Source organism: Solidesulfovibrio carbinoliphilus subsp. oakridgensis, from assembly GCF_000177215.2.
Classification (GTDB): Bacteria; Desulfobacterota; Desulfovibrionia; order Desulfovibrionales; family Desulfovibrionaceae; genus Solidesulfovibrio; species Solidesulfovibrio carbinoliphilus.
Genome location: NZ_CM001368.1, coordinates 3,521,883 through 3,542,205, shown reverse-complemented (window position 1 = coordinate 3,542,205; position 20,323 = coordinate 3,521,883). Strand labels below are relative to the sequence as shown.

General features: G+C 68.9%; 11 protein-coding genes. 3 read left to right on the top strand and 8 right to left on the bottom strand.

Annotation, left to right across the window (positions count from 1 at the left end):
- Positions 1-16: 16 nt before the first annotated feature.
- From DFW101_RS15470 to DFW101_RS15440, 7 genes are all read right to left on the bottom strand, one after another.
- Positions 17-1,138: a glycoside hydrolase family 18 protein gene (locus DFW101_RS15470; RefSeq protein ID WP_009182465.1), complete on the bottom strand. Its 1,122-nt coding sequence runs from the start codon at positions 1,136-1,138 to the stop codon at positions 17-19.
- On the bottom strand, positions 1,111-5,961 hold the full coding sequence (locus DFW101_RS15465; protein ID WP_009182464.1) for a tetratricopeptide repeat protein: 4,851 nt from the start codon (positions 5,959-5,961) through the stop codon (positions 1,111-1,113). Before DFW101_RS15465 ends, DFW101_RS15470 begins: the two co-directional genes overlap by 28 nt.
- A gap of 4 nt (positions 5,962-5,965) precedes the next feature.
- Positions 5,966-7,936, bottom strand: coding sequence for a polysaccharide deacetylase family protein (locus DFW101_RS15460; protein WP_009182463.1), 1,971 nt, complete (start codon positions 7,934-7,936; stop codon positions 5,966-5,968).
- Between the two features lie 53 nt (positions 7,937-7,989).
- Complete coding sequence (locus DFW101_RS15455; protein WP_009182462.1) at positions 7,990-9,657, bottom strand: glycosyltransferase; 1,668 nt, start codon at positions 9,655-9,657, stop codon at positions 7,990-7,992.
- 964 nt (positions 9,658-10,621) lie between these two features.
- Positions 10,622-11,887: a uracil-xanthine permease family protein gene (locus DFW101_RS15450; protein ID WP_009182461.1), complete on the bottom strand. Its 1,266-nt coding sequence runs from the start codon at positions 11,885-11,887 to the stop codon at positions 10,622-10,624.
- Between the two features lie 224 nt (positions 11,888-12,111).
- Positions 12,112-12,738 carry a uracil phosphoribosyltransferase gene (gene upp, locus DFW101_RS15445; RefSeq protein ID WP_009182460.1) on the bottom strand — a complete coding sequence of 209 codons (627 nt, stop codon included), beginning with the start codon at positions 12,736-12,738 and terminating at the stop codon, positions 12,112-12,114.
- Between the two features lie 200 nt (positions 12,739-12,938).
- Positions 12,939-16,241: an ATP-binding protein gene (locus tag DFW101_RS15440; protein ID WP_009182459.1), complete on the bottom strand. Its 3,303-nt coding sequence runs from the start codon at positions 16,239-16,241 to the stop codon at positions 12,939-12,941.
- 580 nt (positions 16,242-16,821) lie between these two features.
- On the opposite strand from DFW101_RS15440, the gene DFW101_RS15435 reads away from it, so the two are divergent.
- Positions 16,822-17,067 carry a hypothetical protein gene (locus DFW101_RS15435; RefSeq protein ID WP_009182458.1) on the top strand — a complete coding sequence of 82 codons (246 nt, stop codon included), beginning with the start codon at positions 16,822-16,824 and terminating at the stop codon, positions 17,065-17,067.
- 94 nt (positions 17,068-17,161) lie between these two features.
- On the opposite strand, the gene DFW101_RS15430 is transcribed toward DFW101_RS15435, so the two are convergent.
- Positions 17,162-18,448 carry an Nramp family divalent metal transporter gene (locus DFW101_RS15430; protein ID WP_009182457.1) on the bottom strand — a complete coding sequence of 429 codons (1,287 nt, stop codon included), beginning with the start codon at positions 18,446-18,448 and terminating at the stop codon, positions 17,162-17,164.
- 136 nt (positions 18,449-18,584) lie between these two features.
- On the opposite strand from DFW101_RS15430, the gene DFW101_RS15425 reads away from it, so the two are divergent.
- A complete protein-coding gene (locus DFW101_RS15425) occupies positions 18,585-19,055 on the top strand; it encodes a MarR family winged helix-turn-helix transcriptional regulator (RefSeq protein WP_009182456.1) in 471 nt (156 codons plus the stop codon).
- Positions 19,052-20,260 (top strand): HlyD family secretion protein, encoded by a 1,209-nt coding sequence (locus DFW101_RS15420; RefSeq protein WP_009182455.1) that lies wholly within the window; start codon positions 19,052-19,054, stop codon positions 20,258-20,260. The genes DFW101_RS15425 and DFW101_RS15420 overlap by 4 nt, the downstream gene beginning before the upstream one ends.
- Positions 20,261-20,323 lie beyond the last annotated feature (63 nt).

The following is a 20,323-nucleotide window of genomic DNA, read 5'->3' as shown; positions in this document are numbered from 1 at the left end:
GGAACCCACCTCCGGGTCAAGGCTTGAGGGTGGCCAGCCCGTCGAACAGGGCCGGCGGATTGCCGCCGAGCCGCCAGACCACCAGCCGCCCGAAGCCGGCCGACCGGGCGGCCGTCCACAGGGTGGCCAAGGTTGTCGCGTCGGCGTGCCAGACCTCGTGGTCCTGGCCCTTGCCGTCGCGGTAGCGGGAAACGAGATACCCGTCGTCGGCCGAACGGGTGGTGGCGGCTTTGGTGCGGGCCAGAAGCGTCGTTGCCTCGGCCTCGTCGAGCTGCCGGGCGGCCTTGCCTCCGGTCCAGTCGAAGCCGCCGGTGGCCAGGGCCAGCCCCGTGGCCTCCAGGGCGCCCAGGGCGCGCAGCGAGGCGGCCTGCTGGGCCAGAAAGGCGGGCGTGGCCTTGGGGCCGGGGCCGGAATGGGAGCCGAAGAGGTTGTAGCCCATGAGCACGTAGTCCGGTCCCGTCGGCAGGGGACTCGAAAGGTAGCGGCGCTGGGGCTGGAGCAGCACGGACAGGGCCAGTCCCCGGGCCCGGGCCTGGGTCTGGAGTTCGCCGACGAAGACCAGGAATTCCGGCCAGACCGGGGCGGACACTTCCTCGTAGTCGATCTCGAGGCCGGAAAAACCATACCGCGCGGCCAGGGCCAGAAGCGTTGCGATGTGGCGGGCCCGGGCCTCGGGGCCGGACACCAGCCGGCGCACCAGTTCCGGGTCTTTGAGGCGGTTGCCCTGGCCCGAGGCCGTGACCAGATCGTTGACCACGGTGAGAAAGACCGGGGTGCCGCCAAAGACGGCCCGGGCGTTCCCGCCGAGCAGGGCCGCCCACGCCGGAGCCAAGCAAGGGGTGTCTTTTTCGTTGAAATAGGCCGCGAACACCCGGACTTCGTCGAAAAGCCCGGGATGGGCCCGCCATTCGGCCAGGCCCCGGGTCAGGTCCCAGTCGGCAATCCAGGCGGACAGGCGGTCGGCGGCGGCCGGCGCGGCCGGCCCGGTCGGCGACGCGGCCTGGGCCAGGGCCCGGCCCGGCGGAGAGAAGGCGGCCCAGGCCAGGAGAAAAAGGGCCAGGCACAGGGCCCGCACCGGGGGCCGCCGCCGGCGCACGGCCCGCGTGGCCTTTAGAACGTGTAGTTTATGCCTGCCCATGCTTCACTCAGATTGTAGTTCGGCGTGCTGAAGTAGGAGTACTTGAGCGACAACTTTAACCGTTCTTTCAAGGTGATGTCCATGCCGGCGTTGGCCCGCCAGACTTCCCGCCAGCCGTCGTTCCTGTCGCTCGAGGTGCCGTAGCCCAGGCTGCCGTTCACGTTGAACCAGCGGGCGGGCGAATAGCCGAAGGCGGCGTAGGCCAGGTGGGTGGCCAGATTCTGCGGGGCCCAGTACTCCATGGGGTTGCGGTCGCTGGTGGCGAACTGGAAGGCGTAGCCAAGCGAGAGGAGCGGGAATTCCATGAGCCGGCGCAGCAGGCGGCCGTCGGCGGAGGCGGTGTTGTTGCCGTCGGTGCGGGCGATGCCGTGGAGGTTGAGGAAGAGGTCCCAGAAGTCGAGGATCCGGTTGTGGCTGAAAAGGCTCAGCCGGTTGGCCATGATCCGGGCGCTTATGGCCTCCACCGTGTCGATGCGTTCGTGGGCCGCCTGGATGTCCCAGGTGCCGTCGACCTTGACCCCCTTGGGCGCGAGCGGCCCGTGGAGCGTGGCCTGGCCGTTGGCCCAGGTGCCGGGGCCGGCCTCGGTGCTTGTCAGCTGGCCCTGGACTTCCAGCCAGGAGCCGGGGTGGAAGAACCAGCGGCCGCCGACGGTCAGGTCCTGGCCGGACAGGTACTGGGTGTGGCGGGCCCGGGCGATGCTCTGGAGATCGGCGGCCGAGACCGCGCCGTCGGCGATGGTGTTGGCCAGCGCCTTTTGCATCTGGCCCTGGCGCTGGGAGCTGTCGATGGACCACTCCACGCCGCCGGCCCGGGCAAAGACCACCAGACTGTCGCGGATGTGGACGTTGCCGCCAAGGCCGGTCCACCAGTAGCGGCGGTTGTCGCTGTCCCACCAGGTGGTGGCCAGGGCCTCGGCCTGGGGCCGGGTGCGGAGCCTCGCCCGGTCGAGCTGGATGGCGGCCCGCCCGGAATCCGGGGCCAGGGCCACGGCCTGCTCGGCCAGGGCCACGGCCACGGGGTCGTCGTGGCGGTAGTAGGCGTTGACCGCGTGGTTGTAGGTCTCCTCCGCCGGATTGACCTTCAGCTCCTCGGCTTCCTTGAAATAGTTCTCGGCCTGCCCCAGCTGCTCCTGCCAGGAGGAGACCTTGGCCAGTTCGAGGGAAACCTGGTGCATGGGGTTGCCCTGGTCGAGGTAGCGGTCGAGGCTGCCGGCGTCCAGGGACGGGGACACGGCCCGGGCCGCGATCCGGCGGGGATCGGTGATCGGGGTCCAGAAGCCTTCGGGATTGAGCTCGAAGGCCATGGGGAAGGCGGCGGCCACGGCCTGGCCGTAGGCGTCGCGGCCGGCCGCGTCGGCGGCCAGCAGTTCGTCCGGGGCGTAGCCGCCGGGGTAGAAAAAGACCGGCCGGGTCTGGCCGAGGATTTCGCCCTTGGGATCGAGGGCCTTGAGGCGGGCCGACAGGCGGGACGGCGCATCCTGGCCGCCGGCCGCGTTCCAGAGGGTCGTCGGAGTGCCGTCCGGACCGGGCGCGGCCGGCGGCTTGTGGTCGGTCAGCGCCAGGGACCAGCGGCCGGTCCCGACCAGCCGCGCCATCAGGGCGGCATCCGGCAGGTACGGCGTGGCCGGGGCCAGGGATTCGCCCCCGACCACCAGCACGGCCCGGCCGCCGACCGCGGCCAGGAGGGCGTCGATTTTTTCGAGCACCCCGGCGTCGGTCCGGTCGATCAGGAGCAGCACGGCCGGATTCGGGTTCGTGTCCCTGTCGCCGAGGGCCGCGTCGCCGGCCGGGCGCCGGGCCAGGTCGTCGGCGCCGAGGAACGTGCCGTTTCGGGCGGCCACGACCCGGAGGTGGTCGGCCAGCTGGGACAGGCGGACCTTGCCCGGCGTCTCGGCGTCGCGCACGTCGCTGTAATAGAGGCAAAGGACCGGGCTTCCCGGACCGAAGGCCCGCAGCTTCTCCAGGGTCGGATAGGCCGGCCGGAAATCCTGCTCGCCCGCAGCCGCGATGGCGAACTTCATGCGGGCCGAGGCGTCGTCCGGGGCGGCTTCGTAGAGCGCCTTGGCCACCGCGTAGGCCTCCCTGGCCTGCCCGGTCAGCTGGTAGACGCTTAAAAGGCCGCGAAGGGACGGCAGGTGGCGCGGGTTTTTGGCCAGGAGCGCCTCGAACCGCTCCCTGGCCTCCGGGAACTTCTCCTGGTCGAGGAGCAGCCGGCCGAGCATGTTCTGCAGGGTCAGGGAACCGGGGTCCAGGGCCAGGTAACGGCGGACATAGCCTTCGCTGCCGGCCAGATCCCTGGCGAATTCCGAAGCCTCGGCCGCGACGCGCAAAAGCTCCCGGTCGTCCGGCCGCCGGGCCAGCCCGATCTCGGCCTGGCGCACCACCTCCCGGTAGTCGCCAAGGGCCATCAAGGCCTCGCACACCACCCCGCCGAGGGCCGGGTCGGCCGAGGCGGCGTAGGCCGGGGACAGGGCGGCCACGGTCTGGTCGAACTTGTTCTGGCGGTTCATGGCCCGGCCGAGGCCGGCCAGATAGTCCTGGGAATTCGGATTGTCGGCCAAAAGCCGGCGATAGAGGGCCTCGGCCCCGGCCGCGTCGCCGAGTTCCAGCCGGACCACGGCCGTGGTGCTGAAAAGGGCCCGCTCGTTTTTGGCCACCCGGGCCTCGTACCACTTGGCGTATTCCCGGGCCTCGGCGAAGCGGTTTTCGGCCACGAGCAGGCCGATCAGACGCAGGCGCAGGAGGTCGTCGGCCGGAGCCAGGGCCAGGCAGGCCTGGAAGTGGGCCACTGCCGCGGCCGCGTCGCCGTCGGCCAGGGCGAATTCACCCAGGGCATACTCGCGGTCAACGGGCGAGGCCTTGGCAAGAGCCTCGGCCAGAAGCCTTTGGGCCTCCTCGGCCCGGCCTTGCCGCTTTCGGACCAGGGCCAGGTAGAGCCGGGCCTGGTTCTGGGCCGGGTCGGCGGAGAGAGCCGCTTCCAGGAACCGGGCGGCCTCGTCGAGCCTGCCCGCGCGCCACAGGACCCGGCCGGCCTCGGCCTGGACCTGCCCCAGGGCCTTTGGCGGGACGCCGGCGGCCCAGACGGGGGGGGTGAGAAAGAAAAAGCCGTCCACCAGCTGGTCCGCGACCAGGGTCCGTGCGATGCGCAGATACAGCTCCCGGCCGAGTTCCGGGGTCAGGAGGCCGCGCACCACCCGACCGTCGGCGTTGAACCCCGTGACCGGGGCCTGGCCGAGCCCGCCGGCCGGCAGGGCGGCCAGGGAGCGCAGCTTGTCGAGGGCCAGGGGCGCCTGGCCGTTTTGCAGGCCGGCCATGGCCAGAAGGAGGTCCGGATAGGGGCCGGCCGGACCGGCGGCCAGGACCTTGCCGACCAGGTCCCAACGGTTGGCCGCAGCCAGGGACCAGGCGAGGCCCAGGGGCGTGACTTCCGGGGCGTTGGTCCGCAAAAGGGCCAGGGCCTCGCCGGTCCTGCCGGTCTCGATCAGAAGGGGCACGACCCGGGCCACCAGCGGATCGCTGGCCGGCAGGCTGCTGGCCAGCGACTCCTTCCAGAAGGCCAGGGCCGGGACCTCCCGGCCGGCCGCCCACAGCCGCCAGCCGATGTCGCGCATGACGGCCGGCTTGATGTCCATGTCCTCGACCAGGGCCCGCACGTCGGCGATGGTCTTGTCCGCGTCGCCGCCCTTGCCGATGCGGCGCACCATGGCGTCGGCCAGGTCGACGAACTGGTCGCGGAAGGGCTTTCTGTTCTGGATGCGGCCGAGGGCCTCGGCCGCGCCGGCAAAGTCGTCCTTGTGCCAGGCGGTCATGGCCAGGCCGAAATGGAGGCCGTCCTGGTCGGGCTCGCCGCGCAACTGCCCGGCGTAGGCCTCGGCCGCCTGGGTCTGGCCCGAGGCATCGAGCGCCATCAGGTACTGGCCCTGGAGGACCGGGTTTTTCGGGTCGAACTGGAGGCTTTTGTCCAGGAAGTCGGCGGCCCGCTTGTAGTCCTTGGCCGCCAGCCGGCCGCCGGCGATCCAGCTCGCCCACAGGCCGACGTTGGGGGCGCTGCGCCAGTCCTTTTCCCACAGGTCGGCCGCCTTGGCCGGGTCGCCCTGATTGTAGTAGACCCAGCCCAGTTCGCCGTCCACGGCCACCTGGTCGTAGTTGTTGGCCAGCGCCCCCTCGAGCAGGTCCCTGGCCAGATCCAGGCGCTGTTCGGCCAGCATCGCCTTGCCGGCGAAAAACTGAAGCGCGCCGAGCACGTCGGTGCGGGACGAGGCGGCCGGCGCGGCGGCCAGTTCGCGCAGGGAGGCCGGATCGCCCGAGGCGTAGCCGGCGGCCAGCCTGGCCACAAGCCGGCCGTCGGCCGAGGCCGGCTGCCAGGCGCCGAGAAAACGCCGCAGATCGGCCTTGGCCCCGGGCCGGGCCAGGAGATCGAGGAGCAGGGCCGCGGCCGTGTCTTCCTTGAGGCCCGAGACGTAGCGGCCAAGGGCCGGCTCCTTGCCGCCGGACTGCTCGTCCTGGCGCAACAGCGCCGTCAGTTCCAGGATGTTGGTCTCGACATTGTCCGGTTCGACCTTGAGGGCAATGGCCAGGGTGTCCAGTGCCCCGGCATAGTCCTTCCTGCGGATCAAAAGCGAAGCCTTCTGGTTCCAGAGCGGCGGATAGGCCGGGTCCTGGGACAGGGCCTGTTCGACCATTTCCAGGGCCTGGTCCGTCTGGCCGCGCGCCGCCGCCTGCTGGGACTGGCGCAAAAGCGTCACGACCGAGGCCTCGACGGCCAGGACGGGAGAGGGCGCGGCCAGCAGCAGCGCCAGGAGGAGGCAGGTGCGGATGGACATGGCGCTACCCCTTCACGTCGTAGTAGACAGCGGTGGAGTCGTCGGGCGTGGCGGCCCTGAAAAGCATGCGGCTCTTGTCGAAGCGATTTTCGAGCACCGTCATGTCGTCCTCGCCCTCGGCCGGGGGCAGGTCGAAGAGCAGCCAGTCCGGAGCCAGGGCGACATCGGTGGCGAGCAGCCGGGCCTTCCCGGCCGGACCCAGGCGCAGGGCCACGGCCAGGCCCCGGGCGCGCAGGTCGGCCATGGTTTTGGCCAGGACGGCGGGATCGGGGAAACGGTCCAGGGACAGCACGAAGCCGTGCAGCAGCTTGGCAAAGACCAGGGAGGCCGGGGCGTTGGCCACGAAGTGCGCGATCTCCCCGACCTTGGCCGCGTCCGCGTCCGGCAGGTCGAGGAAGGCGGTGACGCCGCTCGATGCCACGGAGACCAGGGCGGCGGCGTCGTTTATGGGATCGGCCGTCAGGGAGGCGGCCGGCAGGACCACGGTGGTAAGCGTGCGGGCCTCGGCCAGGGGCACGTCGGCCACCCGGCCGGCCTCCACCCAGCGCGGCGGAAAGGTGGCCAGGCGCAGGTCGGCAAACGACGCCACATGGCTCCCCCCGTCCCCGAGCGAGCCCAGGGCGAAGCTGCCCCGGCTGGTCCCGACGGCCAGCGGGATGGGGTAGGGGCTGACGTTCACCCCGTCCACGGCCAGGAGCAGCCGGTTGCTCTTGACGCAGCAGTCGTAGGCCACGGGGCCGGTGTGGTCGAGGGGCAGGACGTACTGGAAGATGGTGTTGAGCGAGGGACCGTTTTTCTCCTGGACCAGCACCCGGTCGGCCGTGGTCTGGATGCGCACGAAGGAGCCGGCGTCGCGGTAGCGCAGGTAAATGAGGCTCGCCCCGTCCGGGGAGGGGTCGACTTTCACCTCGCACCGGAAGTTCTCGAAGCCTTCGGAGCCGCGCAGCCGGGCGAAGCCGTCCTTGCCGGCCGGGTTGGCCAGGGTGAGCCGTGGCCCCTTGGCCGCGATCTCGCCCGCACCCACCTGCCACAGCCCCTGGCTGACCGAGGCCGCGAAGTCGAGAAAACGGGATTTGGGCATCCGGGACCCGATTTCGAGGAGCAGCCGGTCGGCGGTCCAGTCCGGGCCGACCTGCATCCGGGTCAGGGCCCGGCAGTCGGCCTCGCGGGGGTTGTAGGTCTCGCCGACCCGGGTGAAGGCCAGGGCGAAGTCTTCCTGGAGGGCCTTTTGGTTGGGCCGGGCCAGGGGTTCGGGCAGGCCCACGCCCAGGGTGTTGGCCGGAATGAAGAGGTAGCCCAAAGGCGGCTTGCCGGTGGCGGCGTCGATGGCCTGGTAGGCCTGTTTGTAGTCCCTGGCCACCCGGGCCTCGAAGGCCTCCGGGGTTTCGGCCGGTTTGCCGTCGGGCGCGGCCAGGTATTCGCTCAGGAAATAGCCGTAATGGCCGTCCGCGGTCTGGTTGATGAGGCCGGAGTGGTAGCCCATGGCGTTGACGTCCCAGAAGGGATTGTCCGCCACCTTCCTGACCTCGTCGTCGCGCACGAAGAAACGGTTCCAGCCCTTCAGGCGATCGGCAAAGAGGTAGAGCGCCGCGTTGTACCCCACCGCGGTCAGGACGGGCTGGCTGAAAAGCACGCTGTCCTTGCGGCCGCCCTCGAACATCAGGTAGAGGGCCTTGTCCGGCAAGGGCTTGTTTGCCTGGTAGAAATCGACGACATCCCGGGTGGTCACGGTCTTGTAGCCGGCCCGGGACAGGGCTTCGAGGTGCTGGCGCAGGGTGTCCTTGCCGACGGCCAGGCCGCCCTGGCCGTCGAGGGTGATGCCGGAATAGGAAATGGCCACGAACCCGTCGCGCTGGCTCCACAGGGCCCGGTCGTGGACCGGGGCCGTGTCGCGCCTGAAGGCCGTCTGGTAGACGAACGAGGCAAAGGCGGCGAGGATGGCGTACTGGAAGAGGTAGCGGAAGAATTTTCTCATGGTGTCCGTCCGGTGGCTGCGAGTCGGGTCCGGGGCCTGCCGTGTCCGTGGGCTCAGCCCATGCTCGGGCTCTTGTCATGCTTGGAGGCCCGGGTTCCCCATTCCGATTTCCAGAAGGTCAACACGGCCCAGACGATCTGCCACAGGAGCACGAAGAGGTAGAAGAAGCAGAATGGCACGCCGTAGAGCCAGAGGTTGGACCGCTTGATGAGAAGATAGGAGGTGCACATGAGCATGCTCATGAAAAAGACGCCGGCCACGTACATGGTCGGCCACACGCCGTAGGCCGCCGGCACGAAGACAAAGGCCCGCAGCACCACCACCGGGGCCAGGAGCGGCAGGATCACCCCCAGGTAGAAGGAGATGGCCATGAAGGGCTCCTTGTACCACATGAAAAGCGCGGCCCGAAGGCTCTCGCGCAACCACGACCGCTTCCAGCGCATCTGCTGGATATAGAACTGCCGGTAGGTCGAGGGCACGATGGTGTGGGTGATGGCCGTGTGCTGGTAGACGGCGTAGTGGCTGCCAAGGACGTAGTTGGTCAGGCTCCTGTCGTCGCCGAAGGTGGCGGGCTGGCCCAGGTAGCGCTGGTTGACCCAGGCGCCCAGGTAGCGCAGGAGCACGTCCTTACGGTAGGCGGCCAGGGGCCCGGACAGGCAGGTGACCGCGTCGAAGATGCTCTCGGCCGCCTTGAAGATGCGAAATCCGATGAAGTAGCGCACGGCCTGCATCCGGGTGAGCGTGTTGGTCCACTTGTTTTCCACTTCGCACCGGCCGGTGGCGGCCCCGATTTTCGGGTTCTTGAGCGGCTGGACGATCTGGAGGATGGAATCGGGCTGCAGGAAGCTGTCGGAATCGACGAAGACCACCACTTCGCCCTTGGCCCGTCGGGCACCCTCGGCCATGGCGTGGCGCTTGCCCCGGTTCTCCGGGAACACGTGGACGAAAAGCCGCTCCCCGACCTCTTCGAACACCTTGCGCTGAACCCTTTCCAACACGGCCACCGAACCGTCCGAACTGCCGTCGTCCACCACGATCACTTCCAGAAGCTCCTCGGGGTAGTTCTGGTTGAGGCAGCCGCGGATGGTCTTTTCGATCCAGACTTCCTCGTTGAAGCAGGGGATGACGACACTGACGGCCGGCTTGTAGCCCGGGTCCACGGGATAGGGCCGGTACAGGGCCGCGAAGAAGAACCGGGACAGGAGGTAGAACAGCGCGCACAGCCCGTACAGGAAGACCGGCACGTCGAACCAGAAGTAGAAGATGCTCTCCTTCTTGATGAACCAGACCCCGACCAGGGCGAGCAGGATGCCAAGGAGCGAGGAGGCCTCGAAGGAGCGCCACCTTTTGCGCTTGAAATACTCGGTGATGCTTTTTTCAAACCGCAGGGCCACCTGCCGGGTGGAACCATCCACCCGCACCACCCTGGCCGGCAGCTTCACGAACGACTCGTAGCCTTCGGGCATGGTGCCGGCGCTCAGGAAAAACCGCAGCATCACCGTGTCCCCGACGTGCAGGGACCGGTCGGCGTCCAGGAGCATGCCGCCCTCGGACACGTTCACGACCTTGCCGGAACAGTACCGGTACTTGCCGTCCACGGAATAGACGTCGGCCCGGCCTTCTGAAATGTAGCGCGTATCGTGCTGGCGGCGCGTGGCGTTCTTGGAAGGCAGGTCCGGGAGGAAACGGCGATCCGGGTTTTCTTTGGGGAATACTTCCATGTTCGTCTTGCCTCCCTGCGTGGGGGGTGTCGGGTGCCCGGCGCCGGATCCGCATCCCGGCCCGGCCTGGCCGCCTGGGTCCTGGCGTTTCATTTTGTTATTCATTCATAGCGGACAACAGGCGTCTCCCGGCGCGCGTCGCGGCGGCCGCGCCGGACCGTGGCGGCCGACGCCTCCGGCCCGACCACGCCCTCCGGAGAAAATGCTTTGGGAAACGTTCCCGTTATAGTCAGGAATGCTTCGGCGGGGTCCGCCCGGACATCTGCCCGCATCCTTTCAAAACCGCCCCTGCGGCCCCACCCCATTGGAAAGAAATCCGATTTTCGGCTCATGCTGCAAAACGGGGACCAGGGATCGCGCCCGGCGTTGCCCGCTTCGCCCCAGGCGGCCGGGGTCGGCATCCTTGGCCCGGGACGGACTTCCGCCGACCGGCCAGGCGATTACCTGCGAATATCCACGGACCGGGGAGAGGCGGCTCCAACGGCGAAAAAACGCCGCATCGGGCCGTCGCCGGCTTCGGCCGGCGGCCGTGGCCCGCGGCGCCCTTCGGGGTCGGGTCCCTTTTCCAGGGATGCCCGGAGATGCGCGACCTTCAGATCCCAGACAAGGAACGTCGGAAATTGGGGTGCCTTTTCGAGGCGGGGAACGGCGGGAACGCTGTCCGCAACCGGCCGGGGGTCCCGTCCGGCCGGTTGCGGCGAGGGAGGGAGTCTTTCTGAATTTCTTAATCGGCCTGTTTGGTTTTCATAACCGCGTCGGCCAGGCGGGAGAGGGCAAAGCAGAACATAACCACCAGGGAAACCAGGAAGATTTTTTCAACGGACATGGTGTTTACCTCCGGTTGCCTTCTTGCTTTGCATGGCGCGTGCCGAAAGCAGCTTCCCCTCCCCGTTTCCGCAAACGCAAAACGCCCGCCCGCCTCTCCGGGCGGACGGGCGCTTGGCGACCGGATGCCCCGCCTTGCCTACGGCGTCCGGTCCGCCTGCCGCTTCGGTTGCGGCAGAAGGAAATTGAGGACCACCCCGGCCACGCCGGCCAGGCCGATGCCTTCCAGGTGCACGCCGCCCAGGGAAAAGACCATCTTGCCCATGCCAAGGACGATGATCAGGGCCACGATCACCATGTTGCGCGGCTCCATCAGGTCCGCGCCCTCGCGCACCAGGGAGTTGAGCCCGACCACCATGATGGTGCCAAAGAGAAGCAGCATGATGCCGCCCATGACCGGCGTCGGGATGGTCTGGAGCAGGGCCCCGAGCTTGCCGACAAACGCCAGGCACGCGGCCGTGACCGCCGCCCAGGTCATAAGGGCCGGATTGTAGATCCGGGTCAGGGCCACCGCGCCCGTGACCTCGGCGTAGGTCGTCAGCGGCGGACCGCCCAGGCACCCGGCCAGGGCCGTGGCCACCCCGTCGCCGAGCAGCGACCGGTGCACGCCCGGATTCTCCAGGTAGTTGCGGCCCGTCACCTGGCCGATGGCGATGACCCCGCCGAAATGCTCGATGATCGGGGCAATGGCCACCGGCACCACGACCAGGATGGCGTCCAGATTGAAGGAAGGCCCGACGAACGACGGCACCGCGAACCACGGCGCGGCCGCCACCGGCCCGAAATCGACCAGCCCCAGAAAGAGGCTGGCCGCGTACCCGGCCCCGATGCCGCACAAAATCGGCACCAGCCGCAGCATCCCCCGGCCGTAAATGGCCACCAGCACGGTCACGGCCAGGGAGAAAAGCGACACGCCCATGGCCACGGGCTGGGGGAAAAGGACCGCCGCGCCGTCGCCCGTGCGGCCCATGGCCATGTAGACCCCGACCGGGGCCAGAATAAGCCCGATCACCATGATGACCGGCCCGGTGACGATGGTCGGCAACAGCCGCGACAGGATGCCCACCCCGCGCCACTTGATAAGGAGCGCGGCCAGGCCGTAGACCACGCCCACTGCGGCGAGCGCCCCCATGGTGGCCGGCACGCCGTAGGTCTTCACGCAGTACATGATCGGCGCGATGAAGGCGAAAGACGAGCCGAGAAAGATCGGAATGCGGAACTTGGTCAGCACCTGGTAAAGGAGCGTGCCGAGGCCGGCGCAGAAAAGAGCCACGTTGGGATTGAGCCCCGTCAGAAGCGGCACCAGCACCAGGGCCCCGAAGGCCACAAAGAGCATCTGCGCGCCCACGGGAAAATCCCGCACCCGCAACTCGTAATCCCTCCCCTCCCGTCGCTCTGTCGCCATGTCACCCTCCCTACTTACTTACTTGCTTGCACGTTCCCATGCCTCCGGCGGCTGGGGCATGACGAAGATGCCTCCGGCGGCCGGGGGGGATCATCCCCCCCGGACCCCCTGGACGGGGCACGCGGGAGTCGTGGCATAGGCACAACCCTGCCGTCCGCCTGCCCGGTCCGGGTGGGTCCGGGAGGGGGTGACCCCCTCCCGGCCGCCGGAGGCCTCTTCAATAATTACTTGGTGCCGAAAATCTTGTCGCCGGCGTCGCCGAGGCCGGGGATGATATAGCCGTTCTCGTTCAGGTGGTCGTCGATGGCGGCGGTATAGACCATGACGTCGGGGTGCTCGCGTTCCAGGCGGGCCAGGCCTTCGGGGGCGCTGACGAGAAAGAGGCCCATGATGTGGCGGCAGCCGGCTTCCTTGAGGAGATTGATGGTGGCGATGAGCGTGCCGCCGGTGGCCAGCATGGGGTCAAGGATCATGGCCCGGCGCTTGTGGATCTTCTTGGCGAGCTTGACGTAATAGCGCACGGGTTCGAGGGTCTCCTCGTTTCTGTACATGCCGACCACGCTGACCTTGGCGCCGGGGATCATGTCGAGGACGCCGTCCATCATGCCGAGTCCGGCGCGCAGGATGGGGACGACGGTGATCTTCTTGCCCGCGATGCGGTCCACTTCGAGGGGCCCGGCCCAGCCGTTGATGGAAATTTTTTCGGTCTTCAAGGACTTGGTGGCTTCGTAGGTGAGCAGTCGGGCGACCTCGCCGGCCAGCTCGCGAAAATCCTTGGTGCTGATGCCGTTTTCGCGGAGCAGGCCGAGCTTGTGGCGCACCAGGGGATGGTCGACGACGGTGACGGGCATGGGGCCTCCTGGCGTTTGGGGTGACGGGCGAAGCGGCGGACGCGGCGGGCGCGGGGCCGGGGCTGCCTATGCAGCCGTTATACGGAAAAGCCGTCCGGGATGCCACGGGCGGAGCTCCGGCAGCGACGATCTTGCGGCCGGCGAGGACTTGTGCCGGCTTGCGGCGGCCGGGTCAAGGGTGTTTTTCCCCGGCTGCGGCCCTAGGCGTGGGCAGGGCCCCCGGCCAGGGAGGCGGCCACCCGGGCCAGCTCCCGGTCCAGGGTCTCGACCACGGGCCGCAGCCCGGCCAGATCGCCGGCCGCGGCCAGGGCGGCCAGCTCGTCGGCCAGGGCCCGGCAACCGCCCGCGCCGACGGCGCCGCAGCTGTTCTTGATGGAATGGGCCGCCTGGCCGAGGGCCGCCATGTCCCGGGCCGCCAGGGCCGCGGCCAGACGCTCGCGGTAGAGCGGGGTTTCGTCGCAGAAAATCCGGCACAGTTCGCCGTAAAGGCCGGTGTCCCCGTCGAGGCGGGCAATGGCTTCGGCCCGGCGCACGGGATCGGGCTGGGGCGGCGCAGCACTCCCGTCGCGGCAGGCAATGGCCCGGAGCACGTCGGCGAGTTGGCCGAAATCCACGGGTTTGGCCACGAAGGCGTCCACGCCGGCCTGCCGGCACCGTTCCATGAAGGTGGAGAGGGCGTGGGCGGTCATGGCCACGATGGGCGTGCCGCTTCGGCCGGCTCCGGCCTCGCCGGCCCGGATGCGCCGGGTGGCCTCGATGCCGTCCATTTCCGGCATCTCCACGTCCATGAGCACGGCGTCGAAGGATTCGGCGGCCAGGCGGGCGATGGCTTCGCGGCCCGAGCCGGCCACGGTCAGCCGGTGCCCGAGGCGCGCCAGCAGGGCCTTGGCCAGCTTGACGTTCATGGGATTGTCCTCGGCCAGGAGCAGATGCATGGGCCGCTGGTCCTGGCGCAGGACGTCGAGGCTGCGGGCCGGCGGGGCCAGGGCCGCGGCTTTGGCCGGATCGCCCGGGGCCAGGGGCACGGTGAAGGCGAAGACGCTCCCCTCCCCCGGGGTGCTCGCCACCTCGATGACGCCGCCCATGAGGTCGACCATCTGCCGGCAGATGGCCAGCCCCAGGCCCGAACCGCCGAAACGGGCCGCGATGTCGCCGCTGGCCTGCCGGAAGGGCTCGAAAATGGTGGCAAGGGCCTCGGCCGCAATGCCAAGACCGGTGTCGGCCACGGTGAAGCGCAGCCACACGGCCGCCCCGTCGGCTCCCGGGCCGGCGGGGCCCAGGGCCGCCGGCCGGGCGGCCGGCTCCACCCGGAGGGCGACCTGGCCGTGCTCCGTGAATTTGAGCGCATTGCCGACCAGATTGGCCAGGATCTGGCGCAGCCGGGCCGGATCCCCCCGAACCACCCGGGGACAGGCCCGGTCCTGGCGCAGGCGCAGCTTGACTCCCTTGAACCGGGCCTGGGCTGTGAAGGAGCGCACGACCACGGCCAGGAGCCGGGCCAGGGAGAAGTCCTCCTCCTTGAGGGTCAGGCCCTTGGCCTCGGCCCGGGAGAAATCGAGCAGGTCGCCGACCAGTTCGAGCAGGCTGCGAGCCGCTTCCAGCACGTGGGCCAGATTGTCCCGGACATCGGCCGGCACCCGCGACTGGAGGGTGATGTCGGTGAGGCCAATGATGGAATTGAGCGGGGTGCGGATGTCGTGGCTCATCTTGGCCAGAAAATCGGACTTGGCCCGGTTGGCCTCCTCGGCCTCCTCCTTGGCGGCGGCGAGCTTCCGTTCGGCTTCCCGCAGCCGACTCACGTCCATGAGACATTCGATATGGCCCCAGACCCGGCCGTCCTCGCCGACGATAGGGGCGCTGTAGGCCAGAAACGGCATGCCGAGCAGGGCTTCCTCCTCCGGCGTGGAGGGGCGGGCGCAGCCACCGGCCTCGGCCGCGTCCCCGGCCAGGTGGCAGCAGTCGCAGGCCGCGTCCAGGCCCCGGAAGACCTCGTGGCAGGGCCGGCCGAGGACCGCCTCGCGGGACAGGTTCATGGCCCGCAGGAGCTTGTCCCCGGCGTCCACCACCTTGAGGTCCCGGTCGACCACGTGGACGTAGCCGGGGATTGCGTCGAAAATGGCCCGCAAGCGGCGGTGCATGTGGGTCAGCTCGGCCGTGCGGGCGGCCACCCGGGCCTCGAGGGTCCTGTTTTGCCCGGCAATGACCGCATGCTGTTCGGTCAGGCCGGCGAGCGCCTGCCGGAGCTGTCCGGTCATCCGGGCAAAGGCCTCGGCCAGCCGGCGCAGTTCCCGGCTGTGGGGCGCGGGCACGGGCAGGTCCCACCGGCCGAGCGAAATGGCGTCGGCCGCCTCGGCCAGCCGCTCCACCGGCCGGGAAATCCGCCGGGACACGACGATGCCGGCGGCGGCCGCCGCGGCCAGGCCGAGCAGTCCCACGGCCACGGTCTGGCGCGCCCCGGCATCGATGCGGCCCATGAAATCCGAGGCCGGGGCCACGGCCACCATGAGCCAGTCGAGGCCACGGCCGTCGGAGAACGGTTCGGCCAGCAGGTAGAGGTCGCCGCCCTCCCCCTGCACCTGGGCCAGGACCTCGCCCCGGATGCCGGCCAGGCCGCCGGGCCGGCCGGCCAGGTGGGCCACGGCCGCCTCCAGCATGGGCAGTCCCGAGGCTCCGGCCGGGGCCAGGGCGAACGTGCCGTCCGGACCGGCGACCATGCTCGTCTCGAGGCCGGCCGAGGAGGCGGCCAGAAGCGCGCCCGAGCGTTCGAGGAGATAGACCTCGCCGCTTCTGCCGACCTTGATGGTCCGCAGGAAGTCGTGGATGCGGGTGAGGGGATAGTCCACGCCGAAAACGCCCCGGAGCGCCCCGTCCGGGGCATAGGCCGGCAGGCAGGCCGTGACGGTCGGCACGCCCAGGGCGAAGTGCCGGTAGACCGGGGTCCAGGCCGGACCGTGGGCGGACGCGCCGGCCTTGTACCAGGGGCGGGTGCGCGGGTCGAAATTCCTGTAGACCTGCCGCAGGTCCCCGACGTCGCCGTCGGGCGTGACCGCGAAATTGAAGGAATCCCCGCCGGTCTCCCGGCCGGCCCGGACAATCTGGACCTCGCCGGCGGCCAGACGTCTGGCGCCGTAAAATTCGCCCGCGGCGTCGCCGTAAAAGCTGTAGGCGATGGACGGATTGGCCTCGACCACGGTGGCGAAAAACCGCGCGGCGTTGCGCGGGTCTTCAGGGACGAGCAGGCCGCGCCCCAGGGCCTGGGCGTTCAGGGCGTTGACCTCCGGCGGCACGGAAAGGTAGGCGGCCAGCGTCTGGCGGACCCGGAACAGGACCTCGGCCCGCAACTGGCCGGCCACGTCCAGCACCGCTTCCCGGCCGCCCGTCAGCCCGAGCCACCCCACCAGCCCGGCGCTGGCCAGCATGAGGACAAGGAAAGGAGCCGTCAGCCACACCCGCAGGGAAGGCTCCCGGACAGACCCGGGCCTGAAGGAAAACGGATGCGGCATGGCACGACCCGGTTGGTGCGTTCGAAAGGACGGGGCGGCGGCGCCCCGCTCTTGTCATTGCCAAAGACGGCCCGGCTGTCAATCCGCCCGCCCCGGCGTTTTGCCTGTGAAACCGGCCCGTGGCGCTCTTGGAGCCGGGCCGCCGGCACGCAGGGGGGCGCCGGGCCCTTTGCAAAAAATTCCCGGCCAGGCCGGGCGCGACAGGAAGAGGGGCAGTATTTTTTCCTTCGCTCTGCAGCGAGAAAACACCGGCGCCGGACGCCCGCTTCTTCGGCTGCCGCAAAGGCAACACCCCCCGCGCCAGTTCGTACAAGACGGCCATGGCCGTGCGACAACGGGAAGCACTCCTTGGCGCAACAACGTCGTTTCCTTCCAAGTCGTCGTGCAAGATCGGTTGTGCCCGGAAATTTCCCTCTCCGGCAGCCTTTCCCCCGACCTGCACCGGCCTTTGGCAGCGGCCCCGGCCACTCCATGGGCCGCGCCCACTGCGCCGGCCGGCCATCATCCCCCTGCTGTCTCTTGCACTCCCCAACGGGCCGTTATATCCAATGGAAAAATGATCCGTTCGAGGAGGGTTCCCATGAAAAAGCTTATCGTTCTGGCTGCCGCGCTCACCCTGGCCCTGTCCGCCGCCCCGGCCTTCGCCAAAGGCAAGACCTCCAAAAAGGCCGCCGCCAAAAAGACCTGGCAGTGCACGGTCGGCGGCAACGCCGTCATGACCGGCACGGTGGAAGAGTGCATGAAAATGGGCGGCATGGTCGCCAACTACCCGGGTCCGGACAAAGCCGCTCCCATGGGCAAGAAGGCCAAGAAAGCCAAAAAGTAGTTCCGCTTTTCGAGGGGGAAACGCCGCCGCCCGGATGCGTCCGGACGGCGGCGTTTTTTTGTTGCCCCCGGGGAGCCTGTCGGGCCGACCCCGGTCAGGCCAGGGTGTCGACCAGGAGCATGATGTTGAGGGCGATGACCACGGCCGCGACCACGGCCAGCACCCCGGTGGTGAAGGGCCGGTTGACGTAGCTGCCCATGACCGACCGGCGCGAGGTCAGCCCGATCTGGAGCAGGATGGTGATGGGCAGCTGGATCGACAGGGCGATCTGGGAATAGATGAGCCCCTTGAGCGGATCGCCCACGAAAAGGATGCACACGGCCGCGCCGACCAGGGTGATGACCACGCCGAGGCGCGAGTGGCTGTCGTGGATGTCGTAGGGCTCGCCGAAGATGCCGGCGAAGATGCTGCCTCCGGCCATGCCGGCCGTGACGCTCGAGGCCACGCCGGCCAAAAGCAGGCTTACGGCGAAGACCAGTCCGGCCGACGGGCCAAGCAGCGGCGAGAGAAGCGCCTTGGCCTGCTCCAGCTCCCCCACCGACACGCCGTGGCTGAAAAAGGCGGACGCGGCGAGCAAGATCATGGCGCTGTTGATGCAAAACCCGACCAGCATGGAAAAGAGCGTGTCCAGATACTCGTATTTGAGCTGGCGCTTGATCATCGCCGGCTCGTCCAGGTTCCACTGCCGGCTCTGGATGATCTCGGAGTGCAGAAAGAGGTTGTGCGGCATGACCACCGCCCCAAGGACGCTCATGACCACGGGCAGGGACCCGTCCGGCAAACTTGGGGTCACCCAGCCCGCAAGCGCGGCGGGCCAGTCGAGGTGCACGAGGGACAGCTCGAAAATAAAGGACAACCCGATGAGCGACACGAACCCGATGATGTAGCGTTCGAGCCGGCGGTAGGACTTGGAAAAAAGCATCCACAGGACCACGACCAGGGTCAGGAGCGTGCCCACGGCCAGCGGCAAGCCAAAGAGCATGCGAAGCGCGATGGCTCCGCCCAAAAGCTCGGCCAGGGCCGTGGACACCGAGGCGGCGACCGCCGTGCCGAGGGCCGAGACCGCCACCGGCCGCGGCAGGTGCTTCATGGCCGCCTCGGACAGGCAAAGGCCGGTCGCGATGCCGAGGTGGGCCGCGTTGTGCTGCAGGATGATCAGCATGACGGTCGAAAGCGTGACCATCCACAGGAGCGTGTAGCCGAAATCCGACCCGGCGGCCACGTTGGAGGCCCAGTTGCCCGGGTCGATGAATCCCACCGTGACGAGCAGGCCCGGGCCCACGTACTTGAAGATCTCAAGCGCCGTCAGCCGGGGCCGGGGATGGTCCCGCAGCCGGGCCATGTCCGACACGGCCGCCATGAAACGCCGCACAAACTCCATACCGCGCGCCTCCTTGAAACTTCAGGAAAATCATCCTGACAGAAGCCCGGGCCGACGGCAAGAAGCCATCCCGTTTCTTGACGGCAATGGTTGTCATGTATATTTTCCGCACGGCAACCGTTAAATGCGAGCCGATATGGACAATACGTTTTTCTTCGACATGGACAACGCCGTGGGCTACGCCATCGGCCATGCGGCCGCGCGCCTGAAAATCGGGCTGCGCCGGGTGTTTGTGGCCGCCGGCCACGACGTGACCCCCGAGCAGTGGGTGGTCCTCTACCGGCTCTACGAAAGCCAGGGCCTGACCCAGTGCGGGCTCGGGGAGCGCACGGTCAAGGACAAGACCACCATCACCCGCATCCTGGACCGTCTGGAAGGCAAGGGTCTCGTCGCCCGCCGGCGCGACGCCGCGGACCGGCGCAGCCAGCGCATCTTCCTGACCCCGGCCGGCGCGGCCCTGGTCGAGGCCCTCGTGCCGCTGGTGCGGCGCTACGCGGCCGAAGCCTTTGCCGACGTGCCACCGGACGACCGCCGGACCCTGGCCCGCATCCTCGGGAACATCGAAACCCGCCTGGACGCCATGCTCGAACCAAAGGACCTCCCATGAAGCCGTTTTTCCGCCCCAAGCACAAGCCCGAGGGGGCCTCGTCCAAGAAGAAGCAGGCGGCGATCCTGGTCGCGGCCGTCCTGGCCCTGGCGGGCTTCGGCTACTACCTCTATACGAGAAGCCTCATTTCCACCGACGACGCCTTCGTCGACGGCCGGGTCCACCCCATCACCCCGCGGGTGGCCGGCTACGTCAACGCGGTGCCGGTGGAGGACAACCAGCTCGTGGCCGCCGGGGACGTGCTGGTCGTCCTCGACCCGACCGACAACGCCGTGGCCCTGGCCCAGGCCAAGGCCGACCTGGCCTCGGCCGAGGCCCAGCTCGCGGCCCAGGAGCTCGGCGTGCCGCTCCAGCTGTCCCAGACCTCCTCCAAGGTGACCGCGGCCAAGGCCCAGCTCGAAAGCGAGCAGCGCAGCTTCGACCAGGCCGTCAAGGAACGCGACGCCGCCGTCCAGGAGGCGGACCAAATCCAGACCCAACTCGACCAGGACAAGCTCGATTACACCCGCATCAGCCAGTTGCGCGGCAAGGGCGTGGTCTCCCAGTCCGACCTGGATACCATCGAAAACAAGCGCCGGGGCCACGAGGCCCAGCTGCGGGCCGCCCGGGCCAAGGCCGAGGGCGCGGGCCGGCGGCTCGAATCCATCACCGCCGACATCAAGCGGCTGCGCTCGGAGATCACCCTGGCCGAAACCGGCCAGGACCAGGCCGTCATCCAGGACAAGGAGGCCGCGGCCCAGCGCGCCCGGGTGGAACTGGCCCGGGAAAAGGTCCGGCAGGCCGAACTCAACCTGACCTACACCAGGATCCTGGCCCCGGTGGCCGGGCACGTGACCAAAAAGCAGATCGAGTCCGGCCGGCTGGTGGCGGCCGGCCAGTCGCTCATGACCCTCGTGCCGCTGACGGCCAGCGAACTGTGGGTCACGGCCAACTACAAGGAAACCCAGCTTAAAAACGTCCAACCCGGCCAGCGGGTCACCATGGAGGTGGACACCTATCCCGGCCGCGACATCACGGGCCGGGTGGAATCCATCATGGCCGGCACGGGGTCGGTCTTCTCGCTTTTCCCCACGGAAAACGCCTCGGGCAACTACGTGAAAATCGTGCAGCGCATTCCGGTCAAGATCGTCTTTGACAAGGAAAACGGCGACCTGCCGAACCTTCGCCTCGGCATGAGCGTGGTGCCGACCATCCATACCGACTAGGAAGAAGCGGCCTCCGGCGGCCGGGGGAATGATTCCCCCCGGGCCCCCTCGGCGGGGGATGGC